Genomic DNA, 21,212 nt, shown 5'->3' with positions numbered 1-21,212 from the left:
CGCATCCTCACCACACCCCGCCCCGCTTTGCAACCCGCTTCCCTACGCTCCAGGCCAGCCCCGCCAGAACATACCCGCAGCCCGCGAGCACGATGACGTCGTATTTCCCTGAGAAAAACACCACCCCGGAAACCACCCCGCCCAGGAAAAACGATACAATCAGCAAGCCCGGCACGACGAACCTGCTCGAGTTCACCTCACAGCCCCGCGCCTTCATCCCCAGCGCGACTCCGAAATCGGTCATCAGGCCCGTCAGGTGCGTGGTGCGCAAAACAATCCCCCTGTAGCTCGATGCCAGCGAGTTCTGTATCCCGCACCCGAACGCAGCGAGCGCGATGCCTGCCAAAGGATATGCCGGAATCAGCAGCCCGGAAGCGATGAGCAGCATACCGATCCCCGTGACCGTCCTGCCATACGGACGCGCGAAATCCAATGTCGGATGGTGGATCAGGAAACCTGCCAGAAACGCGCCCAGCAGAAAGGACAGCGCCGCCCCGCCAACCAACAGCGCCTCCCTCAGCATCACCGGCGAAGGGTGCGAAAGATCCATCGACACCCTGGAGATATCCCCCGTCAGATGGCTCACCGAAATACCGGTCTCCAGCACCACCCCGATGTTTGCGAACGCCGCCCCGAACGCCAGGCAACACCCGCCCGCCAGTATCACCCTCTGAACATACATCGCTTTCATTGCGGAAAACCCCGCACACCCACCCTATCCCCCAACCCGCCGGCCGCAAGGCGCATCAAAGCCCATTCCCGCGCCTTGCCGCCGCATCCCCAACCTGCCACCGTCCCCCACCAACCTCTCCCCAGGGGTTTGAAATTCGGAATTTGAACTTATGAAGTTACACCGCCACCTCTGCGCCTCCACCCTCGAGATCGCCAAGTCCGTCCTCGTCAACCATCGCGTCCTCGACCACGAACTCGCCGCCGCATTCGATGCAAACCCGAAATGGGGGAAACGCGACCGCAACTTCGTCGCCGAATCCCTCTTCGAGGCCACCCGCTGGCGCCGCGCCCTCTCCTTCCTCGTCGATTCCGAGGAAACCAACTCCATCCTCACCGCCCAGTGGCTGCTGATGGGCTACGAACTCCCGGAGTGGCACACCTACAACGGTCTCCCCGCCGATGAAATCCTCGCCCGCCAGCCACTCATCGCCGGCCAACCCCGAGCCATCCGCCAATCCATCCCCGACTGGCTCGACCAGCTCGGCGAATCCGAACTCGGCGACCTCTGGGAGCCCCAGCTCATCGCCCTGAACCAAAAACCCTCCGTCTTCCTCCGCGTCAACACCCTCCTTTCCACCGTCGAGGAAGCCCGGGCATGGCTTGCAGAAAACAACGTCGAAACGACCACCCTCCCCGGACACCCTCACGCCCTCGCACTCCTTCCCGGGAAAATGCTGCCTAAATCCCTCCGCCTCGACGGCCGCATCGAGATCCAGGATCCCTCCTCGCAATCTATTTCCCCGCTCCTCGATCCACAGCCCGGCGAGCGCATCATCGACGCCTGCTCCGGTGCCGGCGGAAAAGCCCTCCACCTCTGCGCCCTCTCGAAAAACGAAGCCCGGATCTTCGCCATGGACGTTGACCAGAAAAAACTCGATGCACTCAAGAAGCGCGCGAAGAGCGCCCGCGCCACCGAGATTTCCCCGAAAGCCATCACCGAAACCACCCCCGCCGATTTCGAAAACATCGCCGACTCCCTGCTCATCGACTCCCCCTGCTCCGGCCTCGGCACCCTGAAACGCCAACCTGACCTCAAATGGCGCCTCAAGCCCGCCGCCATCGACCGCGTCTGCTCCATCCAAGCCCAGCTCCTCGCCGAATACCCGAAAATGCTCAAACCCGGCGGCAAGCTCCTCTACGCCACCTGCTCCATCCTCCCCTCGGAAAACCAGGATCAGATCGCCCGCTTCCTCGAAAAACGCCCCGGCGAGTTCCGACTCATTTCCCAAACCAACCTCTTCCCCTCCGAGACCGGCCACGACGGCTTCCACGCCTCGCTATTGGAGAAACGGTAGCTTGACCATCACCAAATCATCTGAGGGCCGGACTTCAAAACGCTTCCCTTTGTTTCCCCATCAGCTCCTGCGCCAGGCGGTAACCCTCGTCGTCGGGCGCTGTTCCGATCTCGGAAAACAGCGCTTCGCAGCGCGTGATCCCCCGCTTGGCGATGTAGCGCGCCGTTTGCAGCGACTCGCGGTCCCCAAGGGCATGGGCGCGCGCAGCGGAGAGCGAGATGGTGAGCAGCTCGGTGGCGATGTCCACCAGGCGGGCGAGGATGAGCTGCCTTTTCTCAAGCGCCGGGCCGTAGCGGGCCATGCTGTGGAGGATCGTACGGGCGAGCTTGCGGGAAAGGGCGGCGGCTTTCCGCAATGAGCGGGCGAGCTGGGTATCAAGGTCTGCCGGCAGGCCGTTGGCGATGGGTAGGTATTTTTTTGGATACCAGAGGGAGTAGAAAATGCCTGCGCTGAGGGCTGTCTGGAAACGGACGGCGAATTCCTTGCGGCTGTCGAGCACCGCGGCACCGCGGCGGAGATGGGGATCGAGGGCTTCGCGGGCAATGAACAGGTGCATGATCTCCGTCGAGCCCTCGAAAATCGTGTTGATGCGGGAGTCGCGGAGATTTCGCTCAATGGGATCCGGGCTTTCGCCGCGGGCGCGCAGGGAGCTGGCGGTCTCGTAGCCGCGCCCGCCCTTGATCTGCATCGTGGAGTCGGCCCCTTTCCAGCCGGCCTCGGTGCCCCAGAGCTTGGCCATGGCGGCCTCCATTCGGATGTCGGCGTCCTTGTCGGCATCGACCAGGGCGGAGGTGTAGAGCACAAGGGATTCGGTGGCGAACTTGTCGGCGGCGAGGTCGGCGAGCCTCGCGGCGATCGCGGCATGCTTGCCGATTTCCTGGCCCCACTGGACCCGGGTGGATGCCCAGGCGAGGGCCATCTCGAGTGAACGCCCCAACAGGCCGGCGCAGGCGGCGGGCAGGGTGAGGCGGCCGGTGTTGAGGGTGGTGAGCGCCACCTTGAGGCCTTTGCCGACCCCGCCGACGATGTTTTCCACGGGGACTTTCACATCGGTGAACCGCACAACCCCATTGTAGAGCGCCCTGAGCCCCATGAAATGGCAACGCGTGACGATCTCGACGCCGGGCTGATCCATGTCCACGATGAATGCCGTGGTTGCATGGGGTTTCTCGGGCGTCGGCGTGCGCGCCATGACGATGAGGGCGAAGGCTTTGAGCGAATTCGTGCACCACAGCTTCTCCCCGCTGAGCGTGTAATGGGTGCCATCTGCGGAGAGGACGGCCTCGGTCTTCATACGGGCCGGATCGGAGCCGACCTCCTTCTCCGTCAGGGCGAAGGCGGAGATGCCGCCTGCGGCACACTTGGTCAGATACTTTTCCTTCTGCGCATCGCTGCCGAAGACGAGCAGCGGCTGGGGAAGGCCTATGGATTGGTGCGCGGAGAGCAGGGCTGTCAGATTCCCGCAATGGCTTCCCAGCAACATCGCGGCGCGGGAATAGTTCGTCTGCGAGAGACCGAGGCCGCCATACTCCTCGGGGATCTTGATGCCCATCGCCCCCATTTCGGCGAGTCCGGTGAAGACGCTTTCCGGAATCTCACCCTCCGCGTCGATGGCATCGGGGTCGGTCTCGTTCCTGAGAAAGGCGGTTAGCTTGCCGAGGAAGACGTCGCCTTTTTTCCTGTCGCCCTCGGTCTGGACCGGGAAAGGAAAGATAGACCCGAAATCGGGCGCCCCATCGAAGATCGAAGCGGCGAAGCCGGAGAGTTCGCGGGTGTCGCGGGAGGATTCCGCAAGCTCGAGGGCGGCGCGCTGGCCTGCGGTCATTTTCGTGGTGTCGATGATGGAGTCGGACATGGCTATGTGGGGCTTTGACTCGGAATTGTAACCGAAAATCGACCCGAATGAACGCGAATTTTCGCGGATTCCATGCTTCCCGCTGCCGGGCTCCGCATTCCGTTCCGACACCCCCGGGAACCCATGGATCTTTGTTTATATATCTATTTTTATGTTTTTCTTCTTTTTTGCCACACTTCCTCTTGCCAGTCGCGGGCAACGCGACTACGGAGGGCGCCCCATGAGCAACTACCGAGTCCTTGTCTCCGATCCCATTTCCGAAAAAGGCGTGGAAGCCCTGCGCACCGCCGAAGGAATCACCGTCGATGTGAACACCGGGCTTGCCCCCGAGGAGCTTGTGAAAATCATCGGCGATTACCACGGCTTGGTGGTCCGCTCGCAGACCAAGGTGACCCGCGAGATCCTCGCCGCCGCAAAGAACCTCAAGGCAATAGGCCGGGCCGGCGTAGGCGTGGACAACATCGACCGCGAGGCCGCGACCGACCACGGGGTGATCGTGATGAACACCCCCACCGGAAACACGATCTCCACCGCGGAACACGCCTTCACACTCATGCTTTCCGCCGCACGGAACATCGGCCCGGCGCACGCGGGTGTCCTGGCTGGGGATTTCAACGCCGCCCGCAAGGCCTTCCAGGGCATCGAGCTGAACGGCAAGCGGCTCGCCGTGATCGGCATGGGCCGCATCGGCAGCGAGTTCGCGAAACGCGCCCAGGCCTTCAACATGGACGTCGTCGCCTACGACCCTTTCCTGACGGAATCCCGCGCCCGCGAGCTCAAGGTGACCCTCGCAGAGTCCCCGGATGCAGCGCTCACCGGGGCGGATGTCGTCACGCTCCATGTCCCTCTTACCGACGACACCAACCACCTGATGAACAGGGAGCGCATCGCCCTCATGAACAAGGGCGCCCTCATCGTGAACTGCGCCCGCGGCGGCCTCATCGACGAGGCGGCGCTCAAGGACGCCATCGACTCGGGCCACATCGCCGGCTGCGCACTGGATGTGTTCGAAACCGAGCCGCCCTCCGCAGACCACCCTCTCTTCGGCCTGAAGAAACACGTCGCCTTCACGCCCCACCTCGGTGCCTCGACGAACGAGGCGCAGGAAAACGTCGGCATCGAGGTCGCCATCCAGATCCGCGATTTCCTCACCACCGGCGAAATCCGCAACGCGATCAACATGCCCTCGCTCGATGCCGCCGCGCTCGCCGCGATCGGCCCTTACCTCGATCTCGCCGCCGCGCTCGGCGCACTGCTTGCGAAGCTCGGCCCAGCCAACCCGGACTCGATCCGCGTTTCCTACCACGGCGACCTCGCCACCAAGGACACCGGCCTGATTTCCCGCACCGCGCTCTACAAACTGCTCGAGTGCTCGCGTCCCGATGGCCAGGTGAACCTTGTCAACGCCCCCGCCATCGCGAAATCCATGGGCCTGGATCTCGTCGAGTCCACGATCAGCGCACAGACCGAGTTCAACGACCTCCTCGTCGCCGAGCTGCGCAAGGGAGACGAGAAATTCCGCGTGGCCGGCACGATCATCGGGCGCAGCCCGCGCATCGTGGAGATCGACCGCCTCTTCGTGGACACGCCTATCAAGGGGCATTTCCTCATCGTCCGCAACGACGACCGCCCGGGAATCGTCGGAGCCGTCGGAACCGTGCTGGGAAACTCCAACCAGAACATCGCGAACCTCTCCTTGGCGCGCGACAAATCGCAGCGCAACGCCCTCTCCATCATCGAGCTCGACGGCGCGTTGCCCGGCGAGGTCATGGAAGCGATCCGTGCCATCCCCGGAGTGACTTCCGCCACCGGCATCAGCCTGTGAAAGAAAGCGGCTTTTTCTCCAAACTTCTCCTTGCCAATCCCAGCACCGGCTCTTTAGCGTATCCCCAAGCATGAAAAAACTCCTTGTCACCGCCACCGCCCTGCTCGTCCTCACCGGATTCGCCGCAGCGGATATCCAGGCGCCTCCCGGCTCCCAGTACACTTCCACCCGCAAGCTCGGCCGCGCAATCAGCAACATCCTCTACGGGGTGATCGAGATCCCGGAAATGGTCGTCCGCAGGTCGGAGCAGCATGGCCGCAAGGCGGGCTGGTCTTATGGTGCGGTTGACGGCACGCAGCGCGCATTCCGCCGCCTCGGCTACGGCTTCTACGAGCTTTTCACCTTCACCTGCCCGACCTACCGCGGCACCTTCAAGCCACCTTACGAGAAATGCGGCACCGACAACCGCGTGGACATGAACGTCTACGACGGGCTCTCCGAATTCCCGCCGGAACTCGGCGCCGAGTCCTACTTCGGACACGTCCGCGTTCAGAAATACTGATGCCCGGCTCAAGGGACTTTTCCTCGGAACCCGGAGGCTTCGGCCTGCCGGGTTCTTTTTTGCCGGGACACCCCTTTTCCACCGGCCCAAACCCGGCCCAAAACTTATCAAAATTTCGCTTGTCGCCATCCCGGATTTGCAGCAAGCTCCGCGCCCGCCCGAAAACGGGCAATCCCGCACCAAGCCATATCATGTCAGTTTCTCTCCGCCTCAACCGCAAGGGCACCAAAGACCGCCCTTACTACAAGATCGTAGCCGTGGACAGCCGCAAGCGCCGCGACGGCCGCTACATCGAGCAGATCGGCACCTACGATCCCCTCGTCGAGGGCACCAACTACGAGATCGATCTCGCGAAGGCCGACAAATGGCTCGCCGTTGGCGCCAAGCCATCCGAGACCGTGAACAGCTTCATTCGCAAGGCGCGCACCGCCGCCGCGAAGTAAGCCAGGCGTACCAGCAGGGATATCTTCAAACAACCGCGCACCCTCGGGTTCGCGGTTGTTCCTTTTCAGGCAAACAGCCGCCAGCACATTGGACCCCGGGAATCCAGAAACCTTCGAGCATTTCATGGCGCGGGCGCTCCATGATCCGGTGCGCGGCTACTACGCACGCAACATCCGCGGCATCGGCGCGCGTGGCGATTTCACCACCGCACCGCAGTTATCCGAGGCACCGGGGGAAGCGATTGCAGGATGGGTGGCGGAGGCACTACGCGAAACCGGAACCCGCCACGTGATCGAGATCGGCCCCGGCCTCGGGACGCTCTCCGGGCAGGTCATGCGCAGGCTGCCTTTCACCCTCCGGCTGCGGACACGCTTCCATCTCGTGGAATCCTCGCCCGCCCTTGCAAAGCGGCAGGCGGAGCTGCTTGGGAAAAAGGTTTCCCACCACACCCGCATCCACGGCGCGCTGGCCGCGTGTTCCGGCAACGCGGTGATTTTTTCCAACGAACTCGTCGATGCGTTCCCATGCCGGCTTTTCGAGAAATCCAACGGAGAATGGCGCGAGGTCGCACTCGTGCACTCCTCCGGACAGCCTGCCGAGATCCTGCTGCCACCCGCCGGGCTACCTCCATCCTCGGCTTTCAAACTCGATTTCCCCGATGGCCAGCGCGTCGAGATCCACGATTCATACCGCCTGTGGCTCGAATCCTGGCTGCCCGGCTGGAAGCGCGGGAAAATGCTCACCATCGACTACGGCACCACTGCGGAAACCCTCTATCACCGCCGTCCCGGCGGAAGCCTCCGCGCATACTTCCTGCACCAGCGCAGCTGCGGCGCGGAGATCTATCAGAATCCCGGACTCCGCGACATCACCGCCGATGTAAATTTCACCGATCTCTCACAATGGCCCGCAGCATGGCTCGGAGCCCGCGATCCGGAGGCCCTCGGACGTTTCATCCGCCGCTACACGGCAGCCGGCGGCGACCACCTCATGGAGGCGGCGGGCAATTTCATGGCCTTGTCACAGGAGAGGCTATGAATCGGCAAATGATTCCTCCCCGCCGCATTTCGCGATGTGGTTGGTTGACACTCTCCCGCCCTTTGCCCATCTTCGCGCCGTGTGATGGGTAAAATCCCCTGCTCACAAGCCCCTTCAGACCTTACAAGACCCATATCCCCGTGTTCTCAAACGAAGACTATCTCGCAGAACTGCTCGCGGAAAGCGGCATCATCGACCCGGAACAGATCCGCACCGCACGCGCTTCCCTGAGCGGCAGCGAGACGATCATCCAGCACCTCATCAACACCACCCCGCTGACCGAATCACAGGTCGCCGAGACCCTCGCCGCAAATGCCGGCGTCCCCTTCGTTGACCTCGCCAGCTTCCATTTCGACCCCTCCGTCATCCTCACCGTATCCGAGGACATCGCCCGCAGATACCGCGCCATCCCTGTCTCCGACGACGGCATGTACCTCACCGTCGCCGTCGCCGACCCGCTCGATTTCGAAACGCTCGACAGCCTGCCGCACGTCCTTGGGCGCGAGCTGAATCTCGCCTGCGCCACCCACACTGACATCAACCACCACCTGATGCAGTTCTACAACGTCGAGGAAAAGCGCAGCAGCTCCCCCGACGACTCCTTCCAGGTCTCCACCGGCGATTCCGAGGCCGGCTCCGAAGCCAGCGACGCCCCCATCATCAAGCTCGTACAGCAGACCCTCACGGAAGCCTTCCGCCTGCGCGCCTCCGACATCCACATCGAGCCCCTTGAGACTTCCGTGCGCATCCGCTACCGCCTCGACGGAAAGCTCGTCCACGTGGACACCCACCCGAAAAAACTCCTCCCCGCCATCATCGCCCGCCTCAAGGTCATGAGCGGCAGCATGTCCATCGCGGAAAAACGCCTCCCCCAGGACGGCCGCATCCAGCTCAAGATGGGCGAAAAGGAAGTCGATCTCCGCGTTTCCTCCGTCCCCTCGAACCACGGCGAATCCATCGTCATGCGTATCCTCGACAAGACCGCCCTGCTTCTCGGACTGCCCGAGCTCGGCTTCTTCTCCGACGACCAGGCGAAGTTCGAGGAGCTGCTCGGCCTGCCCGACGGCATCATCCTCGTCACCGGCCCGACGGGTTCTGGAAAAACCACGACACTTTACGCCTGCCTCAACGTCATCAACAAGCCGGACAAGAAGATCATCACCGTCGAGGATCCCGTCGAGTACGAGCTGCCCGGCATCAATCAGGTGATGGTGAAATCCGAGATCGGCATGACCTTCGGGGCCGCCCTCCGCGCCATGCTCCGCCAGGCACCGAACATCATCATGATCGGGGAAATCCGGGATGCGGAAACGGCAAACATCGCCATCAACGCATCCCTCACCGGCCACCTCGTCTTCTCCACCCTTCACACCAACGACGCACCCTCCGCCGTCGCCCGCCTCGCCGATATCGGGGTCAAGCCCTTCCTCATCGCCTCCGCCGTCCGCTCCATCCTCGCACAGCGCCTCGTCCGCAAGCTCTGCCCCGTCTGCAAGGCACCTGCCGAGCTTTCCGAAAAGGATATGCGCGCCCTCAACCTCGACGCCTCCCGCACTGCGGACGCCTCCATCTACGGCCCCGTCGGCTGCGAGAAATGCCGCCGCAACGGATACCGCGGCCGAATGGGCATCTTCGAACTCTTCAACATCGACGACGAGGTGCGCGCGATGATCAACACCGGCCTCACCACCAGCCAGCTCCGCCGCCGCGCCCGCGAGCTGGGCATGCGAACCCTACGCGAGGACGGCATCCGAAAAGTCCTATCCGGCCTCACATCCGGCTCCGAGGTCGTCCACGCAACCATGGGCGACTTCGACTAGATTTCCGCGTCTCAGAATTTCAGCGTCTCAGCTTTTACCCAAAAATGGACAACCGCCAACTCCTAGAACTTTTCCAATCCCGTGGCCTCATTGATGCCTCGCTCTCCGAGGAAATCCTCGCCGAGGTCGAAAACAGCGGCAAAAGCGTGCCCGAACTCCTCGCGGACTTCCAGGTCATCCAATCCCGCGACGATGTCTGGCCCGTCGTGGCTTCCGAGCTTGGGGCCACCCTGGTGGACCTGAAAAACTGGACCCCGCCCGACGCCCTCCTCGATCTCGTGCCAGCCGGCACCGCCCGCCTCCACGGCGCCTTTCCCGTCAACTTCGACGACCAGGGCCTCCACCTCGCCCTCGTCGATCCGCTCAACCCGCAGACCGTCGAAGACCTCCGCTTCGCGCTCGGCCGCGAGATCGTCGTGGTGATCGCCCCCGACTACCTCGTCGAGGCGAAGATCAACGAATGCTACGGCGGCGAAGGCCGCGCGATGGACGACATCCTCTCCCAGCTCGACAGCGGGGCCGAGGAATTCAACCCGGAGAACGCCGAGGCCGAGGCCAACTCCGCCCCCATCATCCGCTATGTTGATCTGGTGCTTTACCAGGCGATCAAGGAAAAAGCCTCGGACATCCACTTCGAGCCCTTTGAGAAGGATTTCAAGATCCGCTACCGCGTCGATGGCGCACTTTATGAGATGGCCCCGCCGCCGGTGCACCTCGCGCTGCCCATCCTGTCACGCGTCAAGGTCATGGCGAACATGAACATCGCCGAGCGCCGCATCCCGCAGGACGGGCGCATCGTCAAGCAGATCGGCGAGAAACAGGTGGACATGCGCGTCTCCACGCTCCCCACACACCACGGCGAGTCCGTCGTTCTCCGGGTGCTCGACCGCTCCTCGGTCAACCTCTCGCTGGAAAACCTCGGCCTGCCCGATGCCATCTACGAATACATCGGCGAGACCATCGAGAAACCCAACGGCATCTTCATCGTCACCGGCCCGACAGGGGCGGGCAAGACCACCACGCTCTACGCCGGCCTGCGCCGCATCAACACCATCGACGCAAAGCTCCTCACCGCCGAGGATCCCGTCGAATACGACATCGACGGCATCATCCAGATCCCCATCAACGAGGCCATCGGCCTCGATTTCCCGCGCATCCTCCGCGCCTTCCTACGCCAGGACCCGGATCGCATCATGATCGGGGAAATGCGCGACAAGGAAACCGCCACCATCGCCATCCAGGCAGCCCTCACCGGTCACCTTGTGCTTTCCACCCTCCACACCAATGACGCCCCCGGCGCCGTCACCCGTCTCATCGACATGGGCTGCGAGCCTTTCCTCGTCGCCGCATCCCTGGAGGGCGTCCTTGGACAGCGCCTCGTCCGCACCATCTGCAAGGATTGCAAGTCTCCCTACGAACCCAACGAGGCCATCCTCTCGCAGCTCGGGGTCTCGCCCCACGAACTCGGAGACAAGCAGTTCTACACCGGCTCCGGCTGCGAGGTCTGCGGCCAGTCCGGCTACCGAGGCCGCGCCGGCCTCTACGAGCTCCTCAACATCACCGAACCCATCCGCGAGCTGATCACCAACCGCGCACCCAGCGTCGTCCTCAAACAGAAAGCCATCGAGCTTGGCATGAACACCCTCCGGGAGGACGGCCTGCGCAACATCTACCTCGGCAAGACAACCATCGAGGAAGTCCTCAAATACACCTGAACTGCTTCCCCCCCGCTCGAATTTCACCCAACTTTTCCATCGCCAAACCGCATACAATCGCCATCCTTCCGGAAACTCCCAACCAAACCCCAATGCCAAATTTCATTTACTCAGCCCTCGATGCAAAAGGTGAGCAGGCCGACGGAAGCGTCGCCGCAGCCACCGAAGCTGAAGCCATCCAGAAACTCCGCGCCCAAGGCCTCTATCCGACGCAGATCTCCGAGGAAGGGAAGGCCGGGCCCGGCAAGGCCAAGATCGCGGCCAAGCGCACCGCACTCAAGAAGCCCAAGGGCAAGGCCATGGCCACCGGCAAGGCAACCGTGAAGCCCAAGGTGCTCATGGTCTTCACCCGCCAGCTCGCAACGCTCATCGATTCCGGCCTTCCGCTCCTCCGCTCCCTCACCGTCCTCGGAAAACAGGAGCCGAACCCCGGCCTGAAATCCACCATCAGCGCCCTCGCCGATTCCGTCCAGGGCGGCTCCACCTTCTCCGAGTCCCTCGCCCAGCACCCGAGGATGTTCAACAAGCTCTACGTGAACATGGTCAAGGCCGGTGAGCTCGGCGGTGTTCTCGAAGTCGTCCTCAACCGTCTCGCCGAATACCAGGAAAAGGCCCAGAAGCTCAAGAACAAGATCGTTTCCGCCATGGTCTATCCGGCCATCGTGATCTTCATCGCCATCGCCATCCTCATCTTCCTGATGATTTTCATCGTCCCGAAATTCAAGGAGATGTTCGAGGAAACCGATGACGCCCTGCCGCTCATCTCCCAGATCGTCTTCGGCTTCTCGGAGTTCTGCCTTGGAAGGCAGATCCTCGGAATACCCAACGTCGTCTGGCTCTTCGTCGCGGCCGGCGGAATCTACGCCGGCCTCACCGCACTCGGCCGCACCAAGGGCGGGCGGCAGTTCATCGACAAGGCCAAGCTCCACCTCCCCATCTTCGGTGACATCCAGCGCAAGTCCGCCGTCTCCCGCTTCGCACGAACGCTCGGCACCCTCGTCACCTCCGGCGTCCCCATCCTGCAAGCCCTCAACATCACCCGCGACACCGCAGGCAACGTCATCATCTCGGACGCCATCTCCAAGGTCCACGAGGCCGTCAAGGAAGGTGAATCCATCGTCACACCCCTTTCGGCCAGCGGCGTCTTCCCGAACATGGTCATCTCCATGGTGGACGTCGGCGAGGAAACCGGGCAGCTCCCGGAAATGCTCCTGAAGGTCGCCGATGTGTACGACGATGAGGTTGACAACGCCGTCACCGCACTCACCTCGATCCTTGAGCCTATCATGATCGTCATCCTCGCCCTCGTGGTCGGTGCCGTCGTCTTCGCTCTGTTCCTGCCGCTCATCAAGATGATCCAGACGATGAGCGAACAGTGACACGCCTGCATTTTCCGGGTGAAACACAACCTCAACCGGGTTATCTTGCCCCGTCGTAAAACGCCAATCCGCAAAAACCCATGAAAACGAACCTCTCCCACTCCCCGGCAAAGGGCTTCACCCTCATCGAGCTGCTGGTGGTCATCACCATCATCGTGATCCTCGCCGCCCTCTCGGTCGGCGGTTTCAACTACGTCACCCAGAAACAGGCGCTCTCACAGGCGGCGATCCAGATCAGCCTTCTGGACAACGCCCTGGAGGACTACAAGCTCGACAACGGCGACTATCCGCCGGCCGGCAACTCCAACAGCCTCTACAGGATCCTTTACTGGGATCCCGCCAACGCAACGCCTCCCGGCAAAATCTACGTAAACCAGCTCGATCCGATCAACAACAAGCAGGGCTGGACGGAGGGAACCGGTGCCAACGTGAAAATCATGGATCCCTGGGGAGGTGAATACATCTACCGCATCGGCTCGGATCCCAAGGCCAAGAACCCTGATTTCGATATCCTATCGAAAGGAAAGGACGCCACAGAGGACACCCCTGATGACATGAGGAACTGAGCCGCAGCCTGGTTCGCCCGGCTCCCCTACGGTTCCACACACGCAACACATGCCAGAAGATACACAACCCTCTCCGGAGAAACCCAAGGTTCGCAGGGTCTCCAACAAGAATCCCAAGCAATCGCCCGATCCCTCCGGAAAGCCCGAAGCCCCAGAAACCGCAGAGGTGGCAAAGAAGAAATCCCGCCGCCGTCGCAAGGGGAAATCCCCCAGGGAAGAGGATGTTTTGGTCGCCGAGGAAACCTCCGCCACCGTCGAAGGCAAGCTCCCGGAAGGCAAAGCCGAAACCAGCGGCGGCCAACGCCCCCAGCAACCACCCCGCCGCAAGCCCGATCCCGAAAAAATCGCGAAAAACGCATGGAAAATCTTCCTTGCCGAGGTCAGCGAGGAAGGTGTCGCCCTCATCGGGGACAACGAAGCCCGCGAACTCGCCCGCCGCTGCTTCCGGCTCTCCGAGATTTTCCTTGAGGAAGCAGGAAGGCGCAGCTGATCCCCCACCGCAAGAACAAGGAATGGTTGCATTCCGCTGCCCCGGCACCCCAAGCCTCAGGCGCCGGCGGTTTCCTCCGCTCTTACCCGGCATCACGGTGCAGCCACCCCTTGCCGCTGGCCAGCATCACTCACCGAGGGGAATCCCACCCCATTTCATACTTCCAGACACCGCAAATCGGGAATAAGGATCCCGGAGTGAAAACCACCGGCCTACTGATCCCGGCATTCTCCACCCGGATCCATGGCGACCTCGGGATCGGCGATACCGCAGGAATGCGCCATTGGATCGATTGGGCGGCCGCACACGGCATCGGCTTCCTCCAGCTTCTCCCCATCAACGAGAACGGCACCGATGAAAGCCCTTATTCCGGCATCTCCTCCATCGCCCTCGACCCCATCTACCTTTCCTTCGGCGACGGAGAAATCCCCTTCCTCACCCGCGCGGAAACGGATGCCGCGCGCAACACGCTCGGCGCTCACGTTTCCGCCCATCTCATCGATTATCCCTCGGTGCGCGCCGCGAAGAACCATCTTCTCGAGATCTCCTTCGCCCGCTTCATGGGTGCCGCCGAGTCCGCCCCTGCGGCGGAGTTCCTGGCCTTCCGCGACCGCAGCGCGGCCTGGCTGCCGGACTACTGCCTTTTCCGCCTGCTCATGGAAATCCATGGCGAGCACCTCAGCTGGGACCAGTGGCCCGAAGAATCCCGCTGCCCGGATTCCGCACGCCGCTTTGCCGCCGCCCTCAGGGCGCGGAACCCCGGCCACATCGAGTCCCGGCTGGATCGCTTCGCATATGTCCAATGGCTCTGCTTCCGGCAATGGCGCGCCGTCCGCGCCCATGCCGATCTCTGCGGGGTCAAGCTCATGGGTGACCTCCCAATCGGCGTCTCCTTCCACTCCGCGGATGTCTTCTTCCACCGCGCGGGATTCCACACCAACTGGTTCGGCGGCACCCCGCCCGAAGGCTACTCCTCGGAAAACCCCTTCATCCACGAATGGGGCCAGAACTGGGGCGTGCCGCTCTACGATTGGGACGCGATGGCCCAGGACGGCTTCTCATGGTGGCGGGAGCGCATTTCCCGCCTCACGGAAATTTTCAACATGTTCCGCATCGACCACATCCTCGGATTCTACCGCATCTACGGATTCCCGTGGCACCCGCGCGACAACCACCGCTTCCTCGGCCTCGGCCATGGCGAAGCTGCGGATCTCACCGATGGCCGCCTGCCCCGCTGGTTCATCCATGCGGATGACTCCCATGAAAACAAGGCCACGAACCTCGCCAACGGCGATTTCCGCCTCCGTGCCATCCTGGATGCCGCCGGTGATGCCGAGATCATCGCGGAGGATCTCGGCTGGGTTCCCGAATATGTCCGCCCGCATCTCGGGGAGCTCGGCATCGCAGGATACCGCATCCCGCATTGGGATTCCTATCAGGACGGCTCCCCCGTCATGGGCAATGTTTTCCCGCAAAACTCCTTCGCCTCCTACTCCACCCACGATCACGACTCCCTCTGCGCCACTTGGGAGAACTGCCGCAAAACCATACTCATCCAGCACGAAAACCCCACCGAGCAAGGCCACTGGGCCGCGGAGGGCGCCGCTCACGCGCTTCGCCTTCTCGCGGGATTCTCCGGCATCCCCATTCCAGCGCACAACGATTGGCCCCCGTACTCCGATGCGATCCACTGGCGCCTCATCAAGACGCTCCTGGAATCGAACTCCCGCTACGCGGTGCTCATGGTGACGGATCTCTTCGCCCTCAGGGATCGCATCAACACCCCCGGCACGGCCGGTGCTGGGAACTGGCGCCTCCGGCTCAACATCTCCTCCCACGAGATGGCGGAACACGGGCGCATCCTGGCAAACCTCATTTCCGTCACCGGACGCAAGCCCCATGCGGCGTTGTGCCCATCCCCTTCATGATCATGCCATGAAACCGGCCAAATTGCTGATCCCGACTCTCGCATGGTGCGCCGCCTCCGGCCTCGCCGCGCAGCATCAGGACTGGCGTCTCCAACTCCTTGCGGAAGAGGGCGTCGCCCTCGGCGATGCCTTGCCCGAGGTCGCGGGCGCCGTTTCCGAAAAACGTTTCCTGGAGCTCGTCTCCCTCCTTTCCTCCGAGAACTTCGCCACCCGGGAGGGTGCGCAAAAGGAAATCCAGCGCATGGGACTGGATGCAAAACCGTGGTTGGACGGGCTGAAGGAAAGCGGTGATCCGGAAGTGGACTTCCGCATCCGTGAAATCCGCGGACAGCTCGGCGGGAACGGCATCTGGCAGCGCCCGGCTCTCCTGAATTACGCCCTCGCCAGCCTGCACCGCGAAAAGCAAGGCGTGGAACCGCCCAGGGGAACACCTATCCTCTACTCGGAGATTTTTCGGGACGATGCCCCCGACATCGGAAAGCAATACCGCGATTTCACATTCGATGCCAGCCCCGGCCTCACCGGCAAGGTCGCCAAGGGCACCCTCATCCTCTCCGGCAGGGGGCCGATCGAGGGCGACCAGCGCCTCATCCTCCCTGCCGGGAAGCTCACCGGGAAAGACACCTTCCCGGACCGTTTCAGCATCGAGGTGATGCTGGGAGGCGCCCCCGGCGGCGTAAGCGCCTACCACATCGGCGTCTCCGTCGGAAAAGTGCGCACACTTTTCCATCCCGGATACGATGGCGGAGGCTTCCGCTTCGAACTCATCGACACCCATGAATCGCTCACGCCGAACAAGGACATGGGCTTCACGCCCGCCACCGACAGCCTTGCCATCATGGTCATCGGCGTCGAGAGGCTGCCCAACGGCGATGTGGAACTGCGCCCCTCAGTCATCCCGAAGGGAAAGGAAGCACGGAAATTCTCGACCCGCATCACCGTGCCCGCGGCGCAGATCGGCGCCCTCGGCTCGATCAGCCTTGACCGCAGCGGACGCCTCGGCGGGGATGCCTTGTTTGACAACCTGGTCATAGAAATCCCTCAGCAGCCTTGAAATTTTTCCCCGGCTGACCGCGCCCGCAGTTCTTCCCCATTATTTTGGCAAAGCCCCCGCCATCGCGGAAGGGCTCATCATCTGTCCAGTTCTCCAGGGGGATGATCCGGGAATGCACCGAGCGGGACTTCCGCGAAAAGGTCGGTCTGGGATGTGAGGGGGGGTGCGATTGGGGAATTGCGGATCACTTCCCCACTGCCTACGGGATCGCCGTTTTCGAAAGTGCGATGCCGATCAGCTCCAGGGCATCGAAGCTCTCGTCCGCCAAGATTCGATGGCGCATGACGGCGGGGAAGATTGCCTGAACGTGATCCGGGTGGACGGCGGGGGCTGAATCCAGGAAAGCGTTCGCACGGGCGGCACGGAGGATGGCGAGGGAGGCGCGCACCGATACGCTCTGATCGGAACCCGCGAGCTTGCGCAAGGCCTCGCAGAGGGCGGTGATGTATTTCGCGATGGCGCGCGAGACCGGAACCTGCGCGGCTTTTTCCTGGAGGGCCAGGATCGCCTCGCGGGCGAGGCCGAAGTCCGGCGCAGGCGCTGCGGCCCCCCACCGTGAGGCGTGGGAAAGGATGATCTCTGCCTGTTTCGCCGCATCAGGGAGGGTCATCTCCAGGGAAAGCAGGAAGCGGTCGAGCTGAGGCTCGGGCAGCGGGAACGTGCCTGCGGTGTGGGTGTCGTTCTGGGTGGCAATGACCATGAACGGCTTGGGCAGCCCGTGGGTCACACCGTCGATGGTGACGTTGCCCTCGTTCATGCTTTCCAGCAGCGCGGACTGGACGCGCGGGGAGGTGCGGTTGATCTCATCCGCCAGCAGGCAGTTTGCGAAAACGGGGCCGGGTATGAACTCGAAGCCTCCGGTGGCGGAGCGGTAGAGGTTGTAGCCTAGCAGGTCCGAGGGCAGCAGGTCCGGGGTGAACTGCACACGCTTGAAGGTGCCTCCCATGGAAGTGGCGAGGGTGTGGGCGAGGGTTGTCTTGCCTATCCCCGGGGCACCCTCGATGAGGACATGGCCATCGGCAAGTAGCGCGGTGACCAACATGCGGGCTGGCTCCTCCGCGCCGATCACGGTTTCGGAAAGATGCTGGAGGAGGGGCTGGAGTGCGTCGGGATTCATAGGTTGAGCTGGCTGGCGTAGTTCGCGATGGTTTCCGGGTAGAGCCGGTGCTCCGCCGCCTGGATGCGGGCGTGGAGGGATTCCGGGGTATCACCGGGAAGGACACCGACCCGGGCCTGCGCAAGGATGGGGCCGGTATCCATCCCGGAATCGACCAGGTGGACGGTGGCTCCGCTTTCCTCCGCGCCCACAGCAATGGCCTGCTTCCATGCCTCCAGGCCGGGAAAGGCGGGCAGCAAGGATGGGTGGATGTTCAGGATGCGGGCGGGAAAGGCATCGAGCAGCGGCTTTTTCACGAGACGCATGAATCCGGCCAGACAGACCAGGTCCACACCTGCCGCGATGAGCCGCCGGGCGGTTTCACGCTGCGTTTCCTCCGGAAATTTCATCCGGTGCGGGGAGCAGTCGATGACGCCCGCCGGGATGCCGTTGGCTTGCGCGCGCGCGAGGATCTGGGCGGATGGATTGTCGGAAAGGACGAGGGCGACGCGAGCGGACAGGCCGCCCGCAGCGATGGCATCCAGGATGGCCTGCATGTTCGAGCCGGAGCCTGAGCCGAGTATTCCGAGGGAGAGCACGGACCTTGTGTAAACGACAGCGGGCGGGTGCCAAGGTTCAAGTTCCATTCCTTTGGATTTCCCCGTCACACCCGGAATTCACCGGCATTCCTGAGGACGGAATCCCTGACAGGGGGCGGGTTGCAGATGAGGTCCACCATCCCGTCCCAAGCCTCCTGCCCGGAAAGGATCTCCACCTCGATGCGGAGGAAGTAGATGGGGACGTTGATTTCCGTGGGCTTGGGGAAACGGACGGCGTCTTTTTCCGTGGTGACAATGATCTCCATGTCCCGCTCCACGCAGCGCTGCATGAACTGGTCCACATCCCGGCGGGTGAAGCGGTGGTGGTCGGAAAATCGGCGGCGTATCTCCACCTTCGCCCCGAGGGCTGCCAGGGATTTCTCGAAATTCTCAGGGACGGCGATGGCGCTGATCGCACCGACCCATTTCCCCTCCAGGAACGAGAGCGGCTCGCGCTCCCGGGTGTATAGGTTTTCCAGATGGATGGGGCCGTGGGCACACTCGATGATCTCAGCCGTGGCATTGTATTTCCGGATGCGGGCGATGAGTTCTCCGTTCGCCGTGCCGTCACACTTCGTGATGAGGATGTAGGAGGCGCGGCGGAGGTTGCGCGGCGGCTCCCGGAGGGTGCCGCGCGGGAGGAGAGAGCCTGTGCCGAAAGGGGACTTCGAGTCGATCAGGACGATGTCGATGGAGTGGGCGAGATCGAGGTATTGCATGCCGTCATCAAGCATCAGGATCTCGGACTTCATCTCGCCGATGGCGAAACGCCCGCCTTTGACGCGGTTCTTGTCCACGACGACGGCGACACCATCCAGGTTCTTCGCGAGCATGAAGGGCTCGTCCCCCGCGAACTTGGAATCCAAGAGCAGGGCGGAGCCGGTGGAGACGACCTTGGGCATGCGATCGGCGGGGAACGGTCTTCCATCCGCACCCGTCCATTTCTGGGCGCGGTCGAGCTTCTTGCTCTTATAGCCGCGTGAGAGGATGGCGACCTTCCTGCCGCGGTCGCGCAGGGATTTCGCGAGGAGCTCCACGACAGGGGTCTTGCCGGTGCCGCCGAGGGTGATGTTGCCGATGGAGACGACCTGGACGCCGAGGAATTCCTGGGGCTTCCAGCCACTGCGGTAGCGCGCGATGCGCAGTTGCACGAGGATGCGGAAAATGCCGGAAAGGCCGAACATGAGCATGCGCATGAGGCTGGCGCGGAAGCCCTTGGCGCGGCCGAAAATCACATCCGCCCCCCATTGTTCCAGCTCGTCGATCCGCTCTTTCATGTTTCCTGCATGGGCAAGGGTGGGCGTTCCCCCGGCGGCGGACAAGCCCGACGTGCGGTAGCTTTCACCAGAAAAGGAAGCCTCCCCGGGATTTCCGGCGGTAGCTCCCATCGCCTACGGAAAGCACCTCGAGGCGCGTGCGGGTCAGCCCATCGCCGTGGAAGCCGAGCTTTTTGGCGGCGCGGGGTGTCACATCCAGATGCCGCCCCGGGATGAAGGGGCCGCGGTCGTTGATGCGTAGCTTGACCGAGCGGCCGTTCTCCATGTTGGTGACCTTGACGAGGCAGGGCAGCGGCAATGTCTTGTGTGCGCCTGTCATGTGCCATGGCTGGACTTTTTCGCCGAGCGAGGTGTTGCCGCGTTTCAGGCCGAAGAAACTCGATTCGTCGTACCAGGAACAGATGCCTGTTTCCCTGTGGCCCAGCGCCTGCTCGACGCTCATGGGGTGATATGTCTGGCCACGGACTGTGTAGGAACGGGTCATGTAGCCGGAGTAGCCCGAGGGGCGCGAGGAGCAGGAAATGCAGCCGGCAAGCACCACCGCCGCGAAGGGGATGAGGCGGATTGCGGATGGAAGCCCGAGTATCATCTGCGGCTTGTCCTATTGCTCACGCTCCCGGATGAGCTGGAGGCTGGCGGCGACCTTTTCCTTCATCTCCTTGCCCGGCTTGAACTTCACCGCGGCGCGGGCGGGGATGGTGACAAGCTTTCCCGGATCCTTCGGATTGCGGCCGACCTTGGCCTTCATCTCCTTGACTTCGAAAACCCCGAAGTTCCTGAGCACCACATTGTTTCCGTTGGCGAGGGATTCCATGACCTCATCGATGAACGACTGGATCACCATGGTGGTGTCCTGCTGCGTGATCGCCACGCCCTTGAGGCCTAGCTTGTCGGTGATCCTGGAAACGAGTTGGCGCTTTGTGGTGGATGACGGCATTGTGTTAGATGAAATGTGCGGATGGACTCGGCGGTTAAAGCAGATGGCGCGCCGCTTGTCGCGCCAAAAAAGGATGTTCCAGCCAGTTCCATGCCAGTTCAGGACATCCCAGCGTGAAGGCGGTTGAACCATCCGGCCGCAACATTTAAGTTTTCTGAAAGATTGACTAAGCGAGTCGTTTCGGCTATGGATCGCCCGGTTTGAATGCCAGCGACGATATCCTGTTCCTATGCCCGGCGTGTGGCGTAAAGCTCAACGTGCCCGCAAGCATGGGAGGAGTGACAGGCCCCTGCCCCTCTTGCCAGGTGCTCATCCAGGCACCGTTTTCGATGACACCTCATGCGCCGGATCCGCTCCAGCAGCATTATCGGCAACGCCAGCCAGCGCCAGCCCCTGAGCCGGCTTACCAAGCGCCAAGGCAAGCGCCACTGCCGCAATACAACAGGACGCCCCAGCCTGTGACGGGTCAGCCAGGCGTGCTGCGCCCCGAACCCAGACAGCTGCCGGCGGCCGATACGGCACCGTCACAGACCAGGGTCAGGCCGGAGCCGAGCGGATCGATCAGCACGAAGGCAGGTGCCGCTGGCCCGCCGCGCCACAGACCCCATCGGAACCGTTTTCTGCGGCTGATGGTTCCCATGACCTTCGTCTGCATTGCTA

Annotated in this window: 20 protein-coding genes; 12 read left to right on the top strand and 8 right to left on the bottom strand. The window is 62.7% G+C overall.

The genetic code is table 11. The annotated features are described in order from the left end of the window. Positions 1-7: 7 nt before the first annotated feature. Positions 8-691 carry a DUF1275 domain-containing protein gene (locus tag HZ994_14215; GenBank protein QTN33421.1) on the bottom strand — a complete coding sequence of 228 codons (684 nt, stop codon included), beginning with the start codon at positions 689-691 and terminating at the stop codon, positions 8-10. 151 nt (positions 692-842) lie between these two features. On the opposite strand from HZ994_14215, the gene HZ994_14210 reads away from it, so the two are divergent. After that, positions 843-2,027, top strand: a complete 1,185-nt coding sequence (locus HZ994_14210; protein ID QTN33420.1) for an RNA methyltransferase — start codon at positions 843-845, stop codon at positions 2,025-2,027. 34 nt (positions 2,028-2,061) lie between these two features. Here HZ994_14210 and HZ994_14205 read toward each other — a convergent pair whose 3' ends face one another. Further along, positions 2,062-3,882 carry an acyl-CoA dehydrogenase family protein gene (locus tag HZ994_14205; GenBank protein ID QTN33419.1) on the bottom strand — a complete coding sequence of 607 codons (1,821 nt, stop codon included), beginning with the start codon at positions 3,880-3,882 and terminating at the stop codon, positions 2,062-2,064. Positions 3,883-4,102: 220 nt separating this feature from the next. Here HZ994_14205 and HZ994_14200 point away from each other — a divergent pair, with 220 nt between their 5' ends. From HZ994_14200 to HZ994_14150, 11 genes are all read left to right on the top strand, one after another. Then, on the top strand, positions 4,103-5,707 hold the full coding sequence (locus tag HZ994_14200; GenBank protein QTN33418.1) for a phosphoglycerate dehydrogenase: 1,605 nt from the start codon (positions 4,103-4,105) through the stop codon (positions 5,705-5,707). 70 nt (positions 5,708-5,777) lie between these two features. After that, positions 5,778-6,209: an exosortase system-associated protein, TIGR04073 family gene (locus HZ994_14195; GenBank protein QTN33417.1), complete on the top strand. Its 432-nt coding sequence runs from the start codon at positions 5,778-5,780 to the stop codon at positions 6,207-6,209. Between the two features lie 191 nt (positions 6,210-6,400). Then, positions 6,401-6,652, top strand: a complete 252-nt coding sequence (rpsP, locus tag HZ994_14190) for a 30S ribosomal protein S16 (GenBank protein QTN33416.1) — start codon at positions 6,401-6,403, stop codon at positions 6,650-6,652. Between the two features lie 88 nt (positions 6,653-6,740). Beyond that, the gene (locus tag HZ994_14185; protein ID QTN33415.1) at positions 6,741-7,691 is read left to right on the top strand and encodes an SAM-dependent methyltransferase; all 951 of its coding nucleotides are present in this window, start codon (positions 6,741-6,743) and stop codon (positions 7,689-7,691) included. Between the two features lie 140 nt (positions 7,692-7,831). Next, entirely contained in the window at positions 7,832-9,511 is a 1,680-nt protein-coding gene (gene tadA, locus HZ994_14180) for a Flp pilus assembly complex ATPase component TadA (GenBank protein QTN33414.1), read from the top strand. Between the two features lie 44 nt (positions 9,512-9,555). Beyond that, complete coding sequence (locus HZ994_14175) at positions 9,556-11,226, top strand: type II/IV secretion system protein (protein ID QTN33413.1); 1,671 nt, start codon at positions 9,556-9,558, stop codon at positions 11,224-11,226. A 92-nt stretch (positions 11,227-11,318) separates the two neighbouring features. Next, positions 11,319-12,605, top strand: coding sequence for a type II secretion system F family protein (locus HZ994_14170; protein ID QTN33412.1), 1,287 nt, complete (start codon positions 11,319-11,321; stop codon positions 12,603-12,605). A gap of 80 nt (positions 12,606-12,685) precedes the next feature. After that, positions 12,686-13,171 carry a type II secretion system protein gene (locus tag HZ994_14165; protein ID QTN34405.1) on the top strand — a complete coding sequence of 162 codons (486 nt, stop codon included), beginning with the start codon at positions 12,686-12,688 and terminating at the stop codon, positions 13,169-13,171. A gap of 49 nt (positions 13,172-13,220) precedes the next feature. Further along, positions 13,221-13,661 (top strand): hypothetical protein, encoded by a 441-nt coding sequence (locus HZ994_14160; protein ID QTN33411.1) that lies wholly within the window; start codon positions 13,221-13,223, stop codon positions 13,659-13,661. A gap of 197 nt (positions 13,662-13,858) precedes the next feature. Further along, positions 13,859-15,589: a 4-alpha-glucanotransferase gene (locus HZ994_14155; protein ID QTN33410.1), complete on the top strand. Its 1,731-nt coding sequence runs from the start codon at positions 13,859-13,861 to the stop codon at positions 15,587-15,589. Between the two features lie 7 nt (positions 15,590-15,596). Next, positions 15,597-16,643 (top strand): hypothetical protein, encoded by a 1,047-nt coding sequence (locus HZ994_14150; GenBank protein ID QTN33409.1) that lies wholly within the window; start codon positions 15,597-15,599, stop codon positions 16,641-16,643. A gap of 199 nt (positions 16,644-16,842) precedes the next feature. Here HZ994_14150 and HZ994_14145 read toward each other — a convergent pair whose 3' ends face one another. The 6 genes from HZ994_14145 to HZ994_14120 form a co-directional block, all read right to left on the bottom strand. After that, entirely contained in the window at positions 16,843-17,760 is a 918-nt protein-coding gene (locus HZ994_14145; protein ID QTN33408.1) for an AAA family ATPase, read from the bottom strand. Continuing rightward, positions 17,757-18,386, bottom strand: coding sequence for a phosphoribosylglycinamide formyltransferase (locus HZ994_14140; GenBank protein QTN33407.1), 630 nt, complete (start codon positions 18,384-18,386; stop codon positions 17,757-17,759). The genes HZ994_14145 and HZ994_14140 overlap by 4 nt, the downstream gene beginning before the upstream one ends. 17 nt (positions 18,387-18,403) lie before the next feature. After that, the gene (gene lpxK / locus HZ994_14135; GenBank protein QTN33406.1) at positions 18,404-19,615 is read right to left on the bottom strand and encodes a tetraacyldisaccharide 4'-kinase; all 1,212 of its coding nucleotides are present in this window, start codon (positions 19,613-19,615) and stop codon (positions 18,404-18,406) included. Positions 19,616-19,679: 64 nt separating this feature from the next. Then, on the bottom strand, positions 19,680-20,204 hold the full coding sequence (locus tag HZ994_14130) for a septal ring lytic transglycosylase RlpA family protein (protein ID QTN33405.1): 525 nt from the start codon (positions 20,202-20,204) through the stop codon (positions 19,680-19,682). A 12-nt stretch (positions 20,205-20,216) separates the two neighbouring features. Continuing rightward, positions 20,217-20,552: an integration host factor subunit beta gene (locus HZ994_14125; protein ID QTN33404.1), complete on the bottom strand. Its 336-nt coding sequence runs from the start codon at positions 20,550-20,552 to the stop codon at positions 20,217-20,219. A gap of 466 nt (positions 20,553-21,018) precedes the next feature. Next, a complete protein-coding gene (locus HZ994_14120) occupies positions 21,019-21,207 on the bottom strand; it encodes a hypothetical protein (GenBank protein QTN33403.1) in 189 nt (62 codons plus the stop codon). Between the last annotated feature and the right edge of the window lie 5 nt (positions 21,208-21,212).

It is taken from the genome of Akkermansiaceae bacterium, assembly GCA_017798145.1.
In the GTDB taxonomy this organism is placed as follows: domain Bacteria; phylum Verrucomicrobiota; class Verrucomicrobiia; order Verrucomicrobiales; family Akkermansiaceae; genus Luteolibacter.
This window is presented reverse-complemented; position numbering and strand designations above follow the sequence as displayed.

What these genes read in the sequence shown, in the direction of transcription:
- HZ994_14165 (QTN34405.1), top strand. Translation starts at nt 12,686, where the DNA reads ATGAAAACGAACCTCTCCCACTCCCCGGCAAAGGGCTTCACCCTCATC.
- lpxK (QTN33406.1), bottom strand. Translation starts at nt 19,615, where the DNA reads ATGAAAGAGCGGATCGACGAGCTGGAACAATGGGGGGCGGATGTGATT.
- HZ994_14145 (QTN33408.1), bottom strand. Translation starts at nt 17,760, where the DNA reads ATGAATCCCGACGCACTCCAGCCCCTCCTCCAGCATCTTTCCGAAACC.
- HZ994_14170 (QTN33412.1), top strand. Translation starts at nt 11,319, where the DNA reads ATGCCAAATTTCATTTACTCAGCCCTCGATGCAAAAGGTGAGCAGGCC.
- HZ994_14175 (QTN33413.1), top strand. Translation starts at nt 9,556, where the DNA reads ATGGACAACCGCCAACTCCTAGAACTTTTCCAATCCCGTGGCCTCATT.
- HZ994_14120 (QTN33403.1), bottom strand. Translation starts at nt 21,207, where the DNA reads ATGCAGACGAAGGTCATGGGAACCATCAGCCGCAGAAAACGGTTCCGA.
- HZ994_14210 (QTN33420.1), top strand. Translation starts at nt 843, where the DNA reads ATGAAGTTACACCGCCACCTCTGCGCCTCCACCCTCGAGATCGCCAAG.
- HZ994_14200 (QTN33418.1), top strand. Translation starts at nt 4,103, where the DNA reads ATGAGCAACTACCGAGTCCTTGTCTCCGATCCCATTTCCGAAAAAGGC.
- HZ994_14195 (QTN33417.1), top strand. Translation starts at nt 5,778, where the DNA reads ATGAAAAAACTCCTTGTCACCGCCACCGCCCTGCTCGTCCTCACCGGA.
- HZ994_14125 (QTN33404.1), bottom strand. Translation starts at nt 20,552, where the DNA reads ATGCCGTCATCCACCACAAAGCGCCAACTCGTTTCCAGGATCACCGAC.
- HZ994_14140 (QTN33407.1), bottom strand. Translation starts at nt 18,386, where the DNA reads ATGGAACTTGAACCTTGGCACCCGCCCGCTGTCGTTTACACAAGGTCC.
- HZ994_14205 (QTN33419.1), bottom strand. Translation starts at nt 3,882, where the DNA reads ATGTCCGACTCCATCATCGACACCACGAAAATGACCGCAGGCCAGCGC.
- HZ994_14130 (QTN33405.1), bottom strand. Translation starts at nt 20,204, where the DNA reads ATGATACTCGGGCTTCCATCCGCAATCCGCCTCATCCCCTTCGCGGCG.
- HZ994_14150 (QTN33409.1), top strand. Translation starts at nt 15,597, where the DNA reads ATGAAACCGGCCAAATTGCTGATCCCGACTCTCGCATGGTGCGCCGCC.
- HZ994_14215 (QTN33421.1), bottom strand. Translation starts at nt 691, where the DNA reads ATGAAAGCGATGTATGTTCAGAGGGTGATACTGGCGGGCGGGTGTTGC.
- rpsP (QTN33416.1), top strand. Translation starts at nt 6,401, where the DNA reads ATGTCAGTTTCTCTCCGCCTCAACCGCAAGGGCACCAAAGACCGCCCT.
- HZ994_14160 (QTN33411.1), top strand. Translation starts at nt 13,221, where the DNA reads ATGCCAGAAGATACACAACCCTCTCCGGAGAAACCCAAGGTTCGCAGG.